At 69.4% G+C, this 14733-nt stretch carries 10 protein-coding genes; all 10 read left to right on the plus strand.

Annotated features, from left to right (window positions below; translation table 11 throughout):
• The first annotated feature begins 81 nt into the window (after positions 1 to 81).
• The 10 genes from Clow_RS12115 (at position 82) to Clow_RS11155 (ending at position 14676) form a co-directional block, all read left to right on the plus strand.
• The gene (locus tag Clow_RS12115) at positions 82 to 3648 is read left to right on the plus strand and encodes an AMP-binding protein (RefSeq protein ID WP_055179232.1); all 3567 of its coding nucleotides are present in this window, start codon (positions 82 to 84) and stop codon (positions 3646 to 3648) included.
• Between the two features lie 5 nt (positions 3649 to 3653).
• Entirely contained in the window at positions 3654 to 5900 is a 2247-nt protein-coding gene (locus tag Clow_RS11115; protein WP_245625766.1) for a Gfo/Idh/MocA family oxidoreductase, read from the plus strand.
• On the plus strand, positions 5897 to 6661 hold the full coding sequence (locus tag Clow_RS11120) for a thioesterase II family protein (RefSeq protein WP_055179236.1): 765 nt from the start codon (positions 5897 to 5899) through the stop codon (positions 6659 to 6661). The genes Clow_RS11115 and Clow_RS11120 overlap by 4 nt, the downstream gene beginning before the upstream one ends.
• Before the next feature lie 77 nt (positions 6662 to 6738).
• The gene (locus tag Clow_RS11125) at positions 6739 to 8466 is read left to right on the plus strand and encodes an ABC transporter ATP-binding protein (RefSeq protein ID WP_245625768.1); all 1728 of its coding nucleotides are present in this window, start codon (positions 6739 to 6741) and stop codon (positions 8464 to 8466) included.
• Positions 8463 to 10190: an ABC transporter ATP-binding protein gene (locus Clow_RS11130; protein WP_055179240.1), complete on the plus strand. Its 1728-nt coding sequence runs from the start codon at positions 8463 to 8465 to the stop codon at positions 10188 to 10190. Before Clow_RS11125 ends, Clow_RS11130 begins: the two co-directional genes overlap by 4 nt.
• A gap of 152 nt (positions 10191 to 10342) precedes the next feature.
• Entirely contained in the window at positions 10343 to 10963 is a 621-nt protein-coding gene (locus Clow_RS11135; protein ID WP_055179242.1) for an MptD family putative ECF transporter S component, read from the plus strand.
• Complete coding sequence (locus Clow_RS11140) at positions 10960 to 11676, plus strand: energy-coupling factor transporter transmembrane component T (RefSeq protein ID WP_055179244.1); 717 nt, start codon at positions 10960 to 10962, stop codon at positions 11674 to 11676. Before Clow_RS11135 ends, Clow_RS11140 begins: the two co-directional genes overlap by 4 nt.
• Positions 11673 to 13088 (plus strand): ABC transporter ATP-binding protein, encoded by a 1416-nt coding sequence (locus Clow_RS11145; RefSeq protein ID WP_055179246.1) that lies wholly within the window; start codon positions 11673 to 11675, stop codon positions 13086 to 13088. Before Clow_RS11140 ends, Clow_RS11145 begins: the two co-directional genes overlap by 4 nt.
• Positions 13089 to 13705: 617 nt before the next feature.
• Positions 13706 to 14374 carry a hypothetical protein gene (locus Clow_RS11150; protein ID WP_055179251.1) on the plus strand — a complete coding sequence of 223 codons (669 nt, stop codon included), beginning with the start codon at positions 13706 to 13708 and terminating at the stop codon, positions 14372 to 14374.
• Positions 14371 to 14676 (plus strand): hypothetical protein, encoded by a 306-nt coding sequence (locus tag Clow_RS11155; RefSeq protein ID WP_055179247.1) that lies wholly within the window; start codon positions 14371 to 14373, stop codon positions 14674 to 14676. The genes Clow_RS11150 and Clow_RS11155 overlap by 4 nt, the downstream gene beginning before the upstream one ends.
• The last annotated feature ends 57 nt before the right edge of the window (positions 14677 to 14733 follow it).

Consider the following 14733-nt stretch of genomic DNA (forward strand, 5'->3'; position numbering starts at 1 on the left):
CCGCGTGGGAGGGGGCTGGGGCCGCCGCGGGAGTCCGGCCGGGGCGCGGCGGTGGTGGGAGCGCGCTCGGGCGCGAGGGCGGTGACGCCGGGCGATCTGGCCTACGTCATCTTCACCTCCGGCTCGACGGGCACGCCGAAGGGCGTCGCGGTGACGCACTCCCAGGTGCGAGCGACCCTGGACGACATGCACGGACGCTTGGACCTCGGCCCTCGCGACCGCGTCCTGGCGGTCTCTCGCCCCTCGTTTGACCTGGCCATCTTCAACGTGTTTGGCCTGCTCGGGGCGGGAGGGGCCGTGGTCATTCCAGCGTGTGGAACCACGCCCGACCCTGAGACGTGGGAGCGCGACATTCGGGAGTACGACGTGACGGTGTGGAACTCCGTGCCCGCCCAACTGACGATCCTCCTCGACCGCTGCGCGGATGCCTCCGCGCCCCCGGCGCGGCCCCTGCCCCTGCGGCGCGTGCTTGTGTCCGGGGATCGCGTGCCCGCCGATCAGCCCGCCCGCCTCTGGGAGGCGGCTCCGGGGGCCGAGTTTCTCGCCCTCGGGGGTGCCACCGAGGGGTCGATCTGGTCGATCGCCCACAGGTGCGATCCCACCGACGCGGGTGGCCCCATTCCGTACGGCAGGGCGCTCTCCGGCCAGGCCGTGTGGGTGCTCAACCGGGACGGCGAGGCGGCCGCGCCGGGCCAGCGGGGCGAGATAGCGATTGCCGGCGCGGGGGTTGCCGCCGGATACCTCGGCTCCGACGAGGCCGGACGTCGCGCCTTTGGAGTGGAGGAAGCGACGGGGGAGCGCCGATACCTGACCGGGGATGCTGGAGTCTGCCGCCGCGACGGGGTCATCCTCTTCGGCGGACGCCTCGGGGACGGGCAGGTCAAGATCCGGGGGCATCGGATCGAGATCGGCGACGTCGAGAACGCCGTGCGGTCGGTGGAGGGGATCGCCGATGCGCTGGTCGCGGCGGGCTCCCCGAGGAACGCCGGAGCGCAGGAGCTCGTCGCCGTGGTCGTCCCGGAGCGGCGCTCCATCGGTGAGGTGGGCCCCCTCGCGGAGCGGCTGCGCCTGCTCCACGAGCGTATCCGGGTCGATGGCGCGGCCGCGGAGGCCTTCCGCCGCATCCGCGACCTCGCGGTGGACGCCGCCCGGGACGCCATGGCCGCGCAGGTTGACCGGGCCCGCGATGCCGTGGTGTCTCAGCGCCACCCCGAGGATGATCGCGGCGTGACCGCCGGGGAGTTGGCCGCCGCCCTGGGTGCCGAGGAGCGGGCGGGGCTCATCGCGCGGTGGCTGGGCGAGCTGCGCTCCGCTGGGCGGATCACGGTGGATGACGGGGCGGTGACGTCGGTCGTGGCACCGGATAGCCCCGCCGCGCGCGAGGATCGCTGGGCGGAGATCCGCCGCCTCGACCGCGAGATCGACTATGGCCGCGTGCAGCTGGAATACCTGCGCCGGTGCCTCGATTCCCTGCCGGGCCTGCTCGATGGCTCGGTCGATCCCCTGAGCCTTCTCTTTCCGGAGGGGGATACCGCCGTGGCCCGGGCGGCGTACGGGGGCAATATGCTTTCCTCGTACCTCAACGCGGTGTGCGCGGAGGTGGTGGCGCATCGGGTGGGCACGGCTACGGGCGAGCGTCCGTGCCGCATCGTGGAGATCGGCGGCGGCGTTGGGGGTACGACGGCCGATATTCTCGCCGCACTCGACGGGGTGCCGTCCTCCCGCTGGGATTACCTGTTCACCGACGTCTCCCGGTACTTCACGGACCTCGCCGCGCGGGAATGGCCCGCGCTGCGCACCGGGCTGTTGGACATCAACCGCCCCGCAGCGGAGCAGGGCGTTCCGGATGGCTCGGCCGACGTGGTCGTCTGCGCCAACGTGCTGCACAACGCCAGGGATATTCGCGCCGCGGTGGAGGCGGTGTTTCGGATGCTGGCCCCGGGCGGGGTGGCAACCATCATCGACTCCACGGCCACGAACGCGCCGCTTATGGCGTCCATGGAGTTCAAGGAGGGATTGACCGGGGCCACCGACGCCCGGGCGCGCACGGGTTCGCCCTTTTTCGCGCTGGCCGAATGGCGCGAGGCACTCGACGCCTCCCCCCTGGAGACCGTGGCGGTCATGCCCCCCGCAGGCGACGTCCTGGAGCGGGGGGCGCAGCACGTGTTCGTCCTCCGGCGGCCGGACGGCGGGGAAGCGTCGCCGCGAGCGGCGGCCGCCCCGACCCCGGAAGCGGTCCGGGAGGCCGTGGCGCGCCTCGTGCCGGAGTACATGGTTCCCCGGCGGGTGGCGGTCGTAGATGCGCTACCGATGACGCCGAACGGAAAGCGCGACCGATCGGCGGTGGTGGGCCTCGCGGGAGTCGGGGAGTGCGCCGCGCGGGAGGCGACCCCGGGGGCGCCCGCCGCCCCGGCTCCTCGGCGGGGAGGCCGGGACGTGGTGGAGCGGGCCTGGCGGGAGGTGCTCGACCTTCCCGACACGGAGGCCCTCCCCGGCGACGCGGACTTCCACGAGCTCGGCGGCGATAGCCTCCTGCTGGCGCGCTGCATCGGGCAGATGCGCCGGGACCTTGGCGGAGACTTGCCCAGCTGGGATGAAACGCTCCGCGCTATCGTTGCGGACCCCACGCCCGACGGATGCCGTCGCGCGCTCGGCGTGGCAACGCGCGGCGATGCCCCCGCGCCGGACTCCCCGCCCGCGCCGCCGAGGCGGGCCTCCGCCGCGACGCCCGACCCCGCCCCGCCGCGGATCACCTCCCTCGTCGCCGGATCCGGGCCCGTGACGGTGCTCATCCACGACGGCTCGGGAACCCTCGGCCCCTACAGGCACCTCGTCGAGGAGCTGCGGGACAGGGGTGCCGGAGCCGTCCTCGGGATAGAACGCTCGCCGGCCGATGCGTACCTGGAGACCGATGCCGGGATCCTCTTCCACGAGCTCACCGAGCGGTACAGCGACGCCCTCCTAGACGCCCTGGGGAGCACTGAGGAGCCCGTCTCCGTCGTGGGATACTGCATGGGCGGCCTGCTCGCGGTGGGTATCGCGGATCGGCTGGCGGCCTGCGGATTCGAGGCCGAGGCGACGGTGGTGAGCTCCTACCGGATGCCCTTCACCGTCACGGATCCGAGGCTGCTCGACTTCAGCTTCGCGCGTGTCCTGCGGGCCCGACCGCAGGACATGGGCCTGGGCGTGGACGAGGAACTCCTCGGCTCCGCGATCTGCTCCGCCCGGGAGGCGGGTGTAGCGGACATCACCGCGGAGGCGCTCGACCGGCACGCGGATCCCCGGCTGCGGGCTCAGCTCCGGGAGGCACCCTCGGGGAGCGTGGACCGGTTGGCGGCATTCCTCGCGGTTCACCCGGAGTGGGACCGAGAATCCCTCGCATCCCTGCGCGAGGTTTACGTGCACAGCCTCGCGGCCGTCGTGGCGTACTCGGAGCCGCCCGTGGCTGTTCCGGTGCGGTTCCTGCGCCAGCGTGGGTCCCTCTCCTTCCTCCCGGGCCTGGGAGAGGACATGACCTCATTCTGGAGGGAGCACTGCCTGGGCGAGCTGGAGGTTGTGGACGTGGACGGCGACCACTTCTCCTGCCTGGATTCCCGCCACGTCGCGGCCATCGCCGACCTGATGTACCGACCGAAGGAGATATCGTGAACGAAATGACGGCGCGGGGTGTGCTCCGCCCGGTCGTGGCCGTGGTGACCGGCGCGACCGGAGCCGTGGGGGCCTCGGCAGTGCGGGAGCTCACCCGAGGGCTCGGGCCGGGCGATGCCCTGGTGCTCGTGGGCCGCTCGGGGGACCGGCTCGAGGCGCTGCGGGGCGAGGCGAACGCCGAGAACCCCACGCTCGCCGTGTGGTGCGAGGAGTTCTCCCTGCCCGCGGGCGGCGGCCCCGGTGAGATCGGCGAGACCGCGTCGGTAGTGCTGAATCGAATCGCGGAGCACCCCGCGGCGTCGGGCGCGGTGGCGGTCGGCTCGGCCGTTCTCCTCAACGCCATCGGCCCCTCGGCGTCCGTGAGCGTTCCCCTCGCCGCAGCCGCCCTGCGCGCGGGCTTTCACGTGGTGGACCCCGGTGGTTCGGACCGGGTGATTGGCGAGGCGGACGGGCCTGCGCGCGAGGGTGCCCGCGCGGCGCTCTTTGGGGCGGGGGTTCAGCCCGGGCTGACCGGAATGATGATGGCCCGGGCGGTCCTCCTGGCCGGGGACCCGGCGGACTCTCGCGTCACGATGCTGGTCGGAGGGCGGCAGCGCCTCACCCGCTCCACCCTCGACGAGTACCTGGGCTCCCTCTCCGCGGACGGCGGGTGGCCGGGCGGCATCTGGCGGGACGGCCGGGTGGTTCGCGGCCACGGGTCCTCCGAGGTGGCCATTCCTGGCTACGCGCCGCCGGAGGGGGCGACGGTGAGCGTGCACCTGGACGAGGAGTACGCGCATCGCGCCGGCGCCCTCGGGGTGGGCGAGCTCCGGGCGGCCAACCTCATGGACGCCCCGCAGACGGTCTCGGCGATGCGCCGGTGGGTGGCCGGGGAAATGACGGCCGACGCGGTGGCCGAGGTATCCGCGCAGGAGGTGGCGCAGACCGCGAGCGATGCGGCGGGGAAGAGGCCGTGGTTTGGCATCGATGTCCACGTCAGCGGGGCGACGGGGCTGGAGGTCCGCGCCCGCTTCCGGTGCGAGGACAGCTATGCCGCCAGCGGAATGGCGGCGGCCCAGGCCGCAAGGGCGGTGGTGGGTCGGGGAACCACCGGTGCGATCGCGCCGGGGGCGCACTGGGCCTCCGCCACGGCGGCGGCGGACCCCTGGGCGGCGTGGCCGGAGGTGACGATCTCCTGCGAGCGGCGGGAAGGGGAGCCCGGCGGCGTAGCCGTCATCGGCGCGGGCTTCGGGGCGCACTACGCACGGGCCCTCGCGGGCGCGCCCCGGGCGAGGCTTTCGTGCATCGGCGGGCGCGGCGGCCCCTCCGGGCGGGCGCTGGCCGAGGAGTTGGGCGTGACCTATGTGAGCCTCGGTGACGCCTCGATCCCCTCGCGGGAGCGGATGCCGGGTGCGCTTGCGGGCGCGGTGGTGGCCGTGCGGAGCGAGATCGTGGGGGGCGAGGGGGATCGGATCGCGGAGGGTTTTCTTCGCGCCGGCATCCCGGTGCTTCAGGAGCTTCCCCTCGCGCCCGACGCGGTCTCGCGGCAGCTGACGCTGGCGAGGCGGCATGGCACCCGATTCCTCGCCTGCGGGCTCTACGAGTACACGGCCCCCGTCCGGTGGTTTATTCGCGCGGTAGAGCATTTGCGGTGCCGGACGCGCGTGACGCACGTCCTCCTCCGGACCAGCCATCAGATCATGGATCGCGCCGGCCTCATCCTCGCGGAGGCGCTGGGCGCGGTCCCCGTGGGGTCGCACTCTACCGCTGGCACCGCGGCACCGGAATGGGCGCTCGTTTTCGGGCGGTGGGGGCGCATTCCCGTGGACGTGATGGTGGCGCGGCGACTCGACCCGAGGGACCCGGATAACCACTCGCAACCCTTTATGTCGGCCGTGGTGGAGACTGCGGACGGGGAATTGACGTGGGAGGGCCCCGCGGCCGCGCCGCGGTGGTACCCGCGCCCGCATTCCCGAGGCGGGCGGATCGCCGATCCCGAGGGGGCCACCGAGGTGACGTGGCTGCCACCGGGCGGGGATGCGGACGCATCCACGTGGGGCGGCGTGGTGGGGCGCGTGTGGCCGGAGGCGATTCGCGCCGCCGTCGCTGACTTGACGGCGGGCGGGGCGTCGCCGGAGGAGGCCCGTCGCCGCGATCGCCGTACCCTCCTGGTGCTGCGGTGGTGGTACGACGTCTCCGCGCGGCTCCCCACCCCGGCACGGATCACCTCGCGGGAGCCGGTGCGCATCGAGCCCCCGGAGGTGGAGCCATGAGCGGCGTGCTCGTGCCCGTCCCCGGAGGGTGGCGCGGTCCCGAGGCCCCGGCTGTGGTCGTCTTTCCCCACGCGGGCGGAAGCCCCCGGCAATACGCCGCGTGGACCAGGGTCATGGCCGGAATCCCGGGGGCACCGAGCGTCCTCGGGGCGACCTACCCGGGGCGGGACCGGAGGATGTCGGATCCGCATCCCCCTACCCTCCAGGATCTCGCGAGGGAGATCGCAGACGCCCTCGCCTGCCTCTCGGAGCCCCCCGCCGTGCTCGCCGGCCATTCTCTGGGCGCCACGGTGGCGGTCGAGGCGGCGCTGGAATTGCGGCGGCGGGGCGCGGTGCGGCGGCCACCAGTGCTGGTGGTCAGCGGCCAGGCTCCGCCCGACCTCGCGGGCGGCGGCGGCCTGCACCGGGCCTCCGATGAGGAATTGCTTGCCGACGTGAGCCGGATCGGCGATTCCACGGCCCGGGCGCTCGCGGACCCGGACGTGGCAGCCCTGCACCTCCCCGTGATCCGGGAGGACTACCGACTCATTGAAACCTATAGACCAACTCGACGTCAGGAGAGCGACATGACAGCACACATAGTTGTAGTAAGGGGAAGCGAGGACACCGAGCTTCCCCTCGAGGCCGCAGCCGGGTGGCACCGCTGGGGAACGCGGGTCACGGGACCGGTCCGCGTGCCCGGGGACCACCTCCACCACCTCACCCGCCCCGAGCTCGCCCTCCTGTGCGGCGGCCTTGCGAGGAAGGGAGCGGAGCTATGAGCGCTCCCGAGGTCGCCTCGACGGCCCCGGTTCCCGCCCGGGGGAGCAACAAGGAGGGTGGTAAGGAGTCGGCCCTGATGATCACCCTGCGCACGATACGTCCTGTTCTTCCCGCCGTTGCCGTGGCGCTGGTTCTCCAGATCGTGGGCTCCATCCTCGCCGGTATCCAGTTCCTGGCCCTCGCGGAACTCGCCCACCGGCTCCTCACCCGGGGCGGCGACGCCGACGCGTTACGGGATCCCACTCTGCTATTCCTCACGGCCCTGGGATTCTCCGTGCTCGGCGGCGCCCTGGCGCTGCTGGTCACGCATATCGCGGACGTGGAGCTTCAGGCCCGGCTGCGCCTGAAGCTCGCCCGCAAGCTGTCCCGGCTGCCGCTGGGGTGGTTCGATGCCCGCTCGTCCGGTCGGGTGCGGCAGCTCGCGCAGAATGACGTGGATTCGCTGCACCAGCTTGTGGCGCACACGATCGTGGAGTTCACCGCCGGGGTGCTCACCCCTCTGGTGAGCATGATCGTTTGCTGCGTGCTGGACTGGCGGCTCGGGCTCGTCGCGCTGATTCCCGCGGTGCTTTACGTCCTGACCTATAGCCTCCTCGCCCCGCGCTCGAACGCGGAGGTCATGGATCGGATTCACGAGGGCCTGGCCGGCGTATCCGAGGCCATCGTGGAGTACGTCAACGGCATCGCCGTCCTCAAGATTTTTGGCCGGGCCGGGCAGGGCTCGCGCCGCTTTGCCGAGCGCTCCACCCGCTTTCTCACCGAGTTCGCTGAGATGGTCCGCCCGCAGATGCGCGCCCACGCCGGCGCGGTGATCTTCCTTTCCGCCGCCACCGCCGGTGCCGTGGAAGTGGCCTTCGGGCTGTGGTTCGTTCGTGCGGGTTGGAGCCGCCCTGCGGACCTCGTGGTGGTCACCGTGATCGCCATGCTCCTGCCGGCCGCAGTGCAGACCGTCGCGGTGAGTCAGCGCTCCCTGACCCAGGCCGTGGACGCCGCGCGCCGCATCAGCGAGGTTCTCGACGAACCCGAGCTGCCGCGCCCCGAGCAGCCGATCCGCCCGAGAGGCACCGCCGTCTCGCTGCGCGACCTCACCTTCGGCTACGACCCGGACCACCCGGTGGTCCGCAACGTCACCGCCGATCTTCCCGCTGGCGGGGTTACGGCGCTGGTTGGCCCCTCCGGGTCGGGCAAGTCCACGCTGGCCTCGCTCATCGCCCGGCATCGGGACCCGCACGGCGGGTCGGTCGCCATCGGCGGCGTCGATGTGCGGGACATCGATCCGGAGGTACTGCGGGGCCTGGTGGGCACCGTGTTCCAGGACCCGCAGCTCATGGCCCTCAGCGTCGCGGAGAACATTCGGCTCGGCTCGCCGGGCGCGAGCGATGCGGAGGTGGAGGCGGCGGCCCGGGCCGCGAACATTCACCACCGCATCGCCTGCCTACCCCGGGGGTATGACTCCGTGATCGGGGAGGATGCGCGCCTGTCCGGGGGCGAGGCCCAGCGCGTGGGCATCGCCCGCACGCTGCTTGCGGACGCGCCGATCTTGCTGCTGGACGAGGCGACCTCCGCGACGGATCCGGAGGCCGAGGCGGCGGTCCAGGAGGGGCTCAACAGGCTCACTGCGGGACGCACCGTGGTGGTCATCGCGCACCGCCTCACGACGGTCGTCGACGCCGACGCGATCCTCGTCATGGACGGCGGCCGGGTGGTCGAGCGTGGAACGCACCGCGAACTCCTGGCGGCAGGTGGGCGCTACGCCCGGCTGTGGGAGGACATGGAACAGAACGAAGAGGAGGTCACCAAATGATTCGCGCACTCATTGCCCTCTCCGGCGGGGCCGGGCGACGCCAGCTCCTGACGGCCGTCGCCCTCGGCGTCCTGTCCGGGGTAACCCAGGGCATCGTCGTTTTATGCGTCATTCCCATTCTCGCGGATATCGCGCGCGCCGATTGGCAGGGGGCGACGCATGCCGCGCTTCTTATGGCCGCTTTCCTTGTGCTGCACGCCGCGGTAACCATCGTGGCGACCTTCGCCGGTTTCACGGCGTCGCTCGGCGTGATCCGGTCCATGCATCGCGGGCTGGGGGAGCGGCTGGTCCGGTTGCCGCTGAGTTGGTTTGGGCCGGAGACCCAGGGCCGCGCGTCCCATGTGGCGGTCAGGGGCACGCTGTTCGTGGCCACCGCCGCGATGGACGTGCTCGTACCGCTGCTCGCCGGCGTCGCCATGCCGGCGACGGTGGCCGTGGGCACGCTGCTGGTGGATTGGCGGATGGGGGTGGCCCTCGTTGCCGCCGCTCCCGTGGTGTGGCTGACCTCGCGGCTGGCGGCCCGGTGGGAGTCGGCGGGCGAGGATCGCGTGCGCGGGGTGCGCGCCGAGACGGACCTGCGGCTTCTGGAGCTCTCGCGCAACCAGGAGGTTCTGCGCTCCGCCGGGATGGCCAGCGATTATCCCCCGTTGCGTCGCGCGGTGGAGGCGCAGCGCGCTGCGGGGCGGCGCGCCCTGTGGCTCTCCCTCGGGGGGATGGTCATCCAGGGCTTCGTGATCCAGACGGTCCTCGGCATCGCTGTGGCGCTCTCAGTGTGGTCGGCCCTGGACGGCGCCGACCCCGTGACTGCGGTGGCGCTCATCGGCCTGGTCACGCTTGCCGCCGGCCCGCTCCGGGTTGTTTCCTCGATGCAGACCGCGCTGCATCAATCGGAGGCCGAGATCAACGACGTCCGGGAGGTGCTGGAGACCGCGCCGCTGCCGGAGCCCACCGACCCCGTGCCGTATCCCCGCCAGTCGGAGGTGGTGATGGACGACGTCACCTTCTCCTACGGTGAGGAGGAGGTCCTGAAGGGCCTGAGCGCCCGCTTTGCGGCGCGCAGCTGCACGGCGGTGATCGGGCCCTCGGGCTCTGGCAAGACGACGATCGTGCGGCTCCTCGCCCGGCTCTGGGACGTCACGGGAGGGTCGGTGCGCATCGGCGGTGTGGACCTGAGGGATATGGCCTCCGAGGACCTGCACGCGCATATTTCCATGATCTTCCAGGACGTGTATCTCTTCGACGACACGCTCCGGGCCAACGTCATGCTGGGCAGGGAGGACGCCACGGAGGCCGAGCTGCTCGAGGCCGCGGAGAGGGCGAGGGTGACGGAGATCGTCGAGCGGTTGCCCGAGGGCTGGGATACCCGGGTGGGCGAGGGCGGCCGACTGCTCTCCGGAGGCGAGCGCCAGCGGGTTTCCGTGGCGCGCGCGCTGCTCCGCCGGGCACCGCTGGTGCTGTGCGATGAACCGAGCAGCGCCCTCGACTCCTCGACCCGGCGCGCGGTGACCTCCGCCCTGGAGGACCTCGCGAGGGACGCGACCGTGGTGGTCGTGGCGCATCAGCTGGAGACGATCCGCGGCGCGGACCGCATTCTGCTGGTGGAGCACGGGAGGATCGCGGCCGAGGGAACTCACGAGGAGCTCTCGGCCTCGGATGAGCGCTACCGCCGGTTCTGGTCGCTCCGGGAGGAGGCGGGCCGCTGGAATCTTGCGGCGGATCGCTGAGAATCGCGCGATTCAGGAGGGCGGGGCGCACGCCGCCCCGCCTGCGGCCCCGATCACCGAGCGATCCCGGCAGGGGCATCCCGCCAACGGGAATCACACATCACGCCTATCGCCACGCGTAGGCATCAACACGTCACAGAAAGGTCGTCACGATGGCGAATAATATTCATGCACAGTCCCATTACACCGCGCAGCGCCGCCCCTCCACGGGCAGCGAGCTGGTCTCCCTCGGGGTGTTCACGGTGATCATCGCCGTGGTCAGCACGGTATGCAACATGATCGGCGTCCTTGGGCCGCAGATCCAGCCCGTGGGGGCGGTTCTTGCCGCCATCCTCAATGGGATCCCCTTCATTCTGTTCCTTCGGCGCGTCCAGCACTTTGGCCTGGTGACCGCGATGGCCACGCTGCTGGGACTGATCTCCGCGATGCTCGGCCACGGCCTCGTCGGCGTTCCCATCGCCGCGCTCGTTGGGCTGCTGGCGGACGCGATCCTACGCGGCGGCGGATACGCGGATCCCCGCCGCGGCGTCCTGGGATACGGCGTGTTTGGGCTCTACCCGCTGGGGAACCTGCTGCCCCTGCTGTTCATGCGGGATGCGATGGTGGAACGCTATGCGGGAACGCCCAATGAGGAATGGGTCCGGGCCTTCAGCGAGTTCTTTTCCGCCCCGATGATCCTCGCACTGGGGGTCCTCCTCTTCCTCGGGGGGCTGGCGGGCGGATGGCTCGGCCAGCGGATGGCACGCACCTACTTCTCCCGGGCCGGCCTGTGAACCGGACACTCGCCGGTGCGCTCGATCCACGGGTAGCCATCCTGTGCCTGTTCATCGCGGACACGGCGTTGCTGACGGTAGGCACGGAGGCCATGGAGGTCGCGGGGGTGGGCGTGGCCGCGCTGTGCCTCGTAGCCGCCCGCCGGGTCCGCGCCGCCGGTTTCTTGATGGCGGCGGAGGCACTCCTGCTGGCCCTTGTGCACCTGGTGCTTCCCGACGCCGCGGGCACGGCCGAAAAGATCCTCGCCACCGTGCTCTTCGCCGGGGGACTCACCCTTCGCTTCGTCATCGCCGGAGTCATCGCGTGGGTGCTCGTCGGCGGCATCACCACCGGCGCGCTGCAGGCCGCGTTGGGCTGGGCCCGGGTGCCGCGGGTGCTGGCGGTCCCGGCCGTCGTTGCCGTGCGGTTCCTCCCGGTCGTCGTCGATGACGCCCGGGCCCTGCGCGAAACCCTGGTGCTCCGGGGAGTCGTCCGCTCCGGGGCGGCATTGTTTTTCCATCCGGTGACGGCGGTGCGCCACGCGGTCCTTCCGCTCGTGGCGTCCTCCCTGCGCACCGGCGATGAGATCGCCGCCTCAGCGCTTCTGCGGGGGCTCGGCGGTCACCGGCGGCCCACCTCGATCATCCGGCTGCGCCTCGGCGCGGCGGATGCCATCGCGGTGCTTCTTACCGCCGCCGTGGTTGCCCTGGCGGTCAAGGAGGGACTCGGATGATTCGTCTTCATGATCTTACCGTCAGCGTAGGAGATGGCGAGCCTGCGGTCCTGCTGGACCGGCTGGGGTTGCATATCCCGGAGGGCCAGTGCGTCTTGGTCACGGGCGGATCCGGGGCGGGGAAGAGCTCGCTCATCGGCGTGCTCAACGGCCTCATCCCCCACGTGCACCCGGCCCGGATCGAGGGCTCGGTGTCGGTGAACGGCATCAGCCCCGCCGAGGTGGAGCTGGCGGATGCGGGGATAGTGAGCGCCACTGTGTTCCAGAACCCCCGGACGCAGTTCTTTGCCACGGATGTTCTCTCCGAGGTGGCCTTCGGTGCCGCGAACCACGGTGTTCCCCGCGAGGTGATTCTGGGGCGGATCGCTGCTGCAGCACGGCAGCTGGGCCTGGAACACCTCCTCGACCGGCGGATGAGTGAGCTCTCCGGCGGGGAACGCCAGCGGGTGGCGCTCGCCTCCGCGCTCGTCTTACGCCCCGCAGTGTATCTTCTTGACGAGCCGACCGCGAACCTCGACGAGAACTCCACCGCCGCGGTCGCCGAGGCCGTGGGCGTGCTCCGCAAGGAGGGAGCGACGATCCTCGTGGTCGAACATCGGGTGCACCACCTCAGGCGGGTGGTCGACCGGGTCGTGGAGCTTAGGGAGGGTCGGATCGCCGGGGATCGACCGGCGGAGGCGTTCTGGGCGATGAGTGATAAGGACCGCCGCGAGGCCCGGCTTCGCAGCCTCGCGGCACCGCAGGTGCCCTCCATTCCCTCTGCGTTGGAGAGGCGCGGCACGCCGGGAGAGGGGCTGGAACTGCGGGATCTTACGGCCTCACGGGACGGGCGGCGATTGTGGACGGTGCCCTACGCCCAGATGCCCCGCGGCACGGTGACGTGTGTGACCGGACCGAATGGCGCGGGGAAATCCACCTTGGCGCGCGTGCTCCTCGGGTTGCACCGGGCGCGCGGCTCCGTGTCCGTGGATGGCGTCGAGCTCTCCCGCGTGGCGCGCCGCCGACGGTGTGCTGCGGTGATGCAGGACGTGAACCGGCAGCTCGTGGGATTCAGCGTGGCCGAAGAGCTCGCGGTGGGCAGGTGGAGGCCGGAGCCCGACGAGGTGAAGCAGATCCTGGGCGACCTGGGCCTTGCGGGTCTCGAAGAACGCCATCCGCTGAGCCTCTCCGGGGGCCAACGCCAGCGATTAGCGGTGGCAACGGCTTCGGTGGGTGGCGAGGGCGGACGCGGTGCCAATGTCATCGTTTTTGACGAGCCAACCTCCGGTTTGGACCTGCGATCGATGGAGTCGATGGCGGCTGTGATCCGCAGATGCGCTGATCGCGGTGCCATCCTCGTTGTCATCACGCATGACCGAGAGCTGATCGAGCTAGTGGGGGACCTGGAGCTTAAGATCCCGCCGGTGGCCTGACGGCGGGATTCAGGGGGGCGGGTCGTATTTGACAGGGCTGTTCTCCCATGTTGACGGTGATTCTTAGAGGTGATTACTACTTACTGTTGATGGACATATGAGGAGGAGTGGGGCAATGTCTATCTGTAGCGGGGTCGGGAGGTTTCTTCAATTCAGTAGTTATATGAATATAGTGGTGTTGTCAACAGCTGATCTACTAGATTTATATAGTATAAATATTTCATTTATTTCAGGTTATTTCGGGATGGCATTTTGCAAAATTTATCCATCCATATTGAACATTGGATCTTGAAAATCCTCCCCTCGGAGACTGTGATTGAAGGGGTATTTAGATATAGGTGGAGCTTCTGCAAAAGTCAACTTTTTGAGGGGTAATCCTGAGAAATTAAAATTTTCATTTTTAGGTGCGCTCGATGGTATTGAGGGTTAGTAGGTGTAGGGTGTAGAATCGTAGCAGGGCCGCTGTGGTATGCATCTTGCTTGGTAACGATGATGATCTCCATGAGGTACCGAGCGGGTGTAAATAGGGTAGTTACGGCTGCAGCCAGTTTCCTGTGGGATGGGGGGCTGAGGAAAATGATAGAGTATGAGGGGTAAGAGATTCTAGGATGGTGCCTATGAAAGAAGATTTTTCTGGGCTACTGGAATCTGCGGCGAAGCTGCAGACGGTGATTACTGACGCTGTCCTCGTGGGCGGTACGGCAGCGGCCATTCATGCCGGGCACAGGTTCTCACAGGATCACGATCATGTGGTGCGTGACCTGAAGAACCGATACAGGGCCTTAGACGATGCCTTGGCCACCATGCCTGGGTGGAAAAAATCCTCACGCGCCTCAAGGCCGCCTATGACGATCATGGGAACGCTCGATGGCTTTCAGGCCGGACTGAGGAATCTACGGAGGGAAAAAGCCCTGGAGGTAGAAAAGGTAATTTTACCAAGCGGTGGCACGGTGGTGGTACCCACCTTGCCGGAGACGCTAAGAATTAAGACATACTTAGTGATGTCGCGCAACCAGGTGCGCGATTATCTTGATGTGGCGGCTTTGAGCAATACCTTCGGGATTACTCGGTCCGGAGATGTGTTACGTGAACTGGATGATTATTATGGTGCAGACAGCACAACGGGGTCACCGGTGCTTACTGAAACGCTGGCGTTGCTGTTCCATCCTGATCCACGTGATGCGGACGTGATTGATGAGATACCTGGGTATAAGGGGATCGATCCGAGCTGGAACTGGGAACGAGTGATAACAGTGTGCAAAAAAATCGCTGAGGCGGCCTCATGATCGACCCGCTGATGTTCCGTAACAGCGCTAGTAGTCCTGCCGACCCCATCGAAACTTGGGGTGCTGAGGTGTACAATGCCGTGCTGGATTACGGCGGGATAGAGGACTGGCGCCCCTTCTTTACAGCTATTCGGGCTGAACCCCACGGGGAGGTGGCATGCTGTATGGAACGGCTCGTGGCCCGGCGCCCCTGGGACGGTGTGAGTGCGGCGTTCACCGTGGTGACCAAGAAGGCACGGGGAGACGCCGATGCCTTCACTCAACCCTGGTACCCGCTTCAGACAGTGGAGCCAGATATCTAGGTAGGATAGGTCACTGTGAGTCTTACTCTTGGAATCGTCGGTCTGCCCAACGTGGGA

The organism is Corynebacterium lowii (assembly GCF_001412085.1).
Lineage (GTDB): Bacteria > Actinomycetota > Actinomycetes > Mycobacteriales > Mycobacteriaceae > Corynebacterium > Corynebacterium lowii.

What these genes read in the sequence shown, in the direction of transcription:
- Clow_RS11115 (WP_245625766.1), top strand. Translation starts at nt 3,654, where the DNA reads ATGACGGCGCGGGGTGTGCTCCGCCCGGTCGTGGCCGTGGTGACCGGC.
- Clow_RS11120 (WP_055179236.1), top strand. Translation starts at nt 5,897, where the DNA reads ATGAGCGGCGTGCTCGTGCCCGTCCCCGGAGGGTGGCGCGGTCCCGAG.
- Clow_RS11125 (WP_245625768.1), top strand. Translation starts at nt 6,739, where the DNA reads ATGATCACCCTGCGCACGATACGTCCTGTTCTTCCCGCCGTTGCCGTG.
- Clow_RS11130 (WP_055179240.1), top strand. Translation starts at nt 8,463, where the DNA reads ATGATTCGCGCACTCATTGCCCTCTCCGGCGGGGCCGGGCGACGCCAG.
- Clow_RS11135 (WP_055179242.1), top strand. Translation starts at nt 10,343, where the DNA reads ATGGCGAATAATATTCATGCACAGTCCCATTACACCGCGCAGCGCCGC.
- Clow_RS11145 (WP_055179246.1), top strand. Translation starts at nt 11,673, where the DNA reads ATGATTCGTCTTCATGATCTTACCGTCAGCGTAGGAGATGGCGAGCCT.
- Clow_RS11150 (WP_055179251.1), top strand. Translation starts at nt 13,706, where the DNA reads ATGAAAGAAGATTTTTCTGGGCTACTGGAATCTGCGGCGAAGCTGCAG.
- Clow_RS11155 (WP_055179247.1), top strand. Translation starts at nt 14,371, where the DNA reads ATGATCGACCCGCTGATGTTCCGTAACAGCGCTAGTAGTCCTGCCGAC.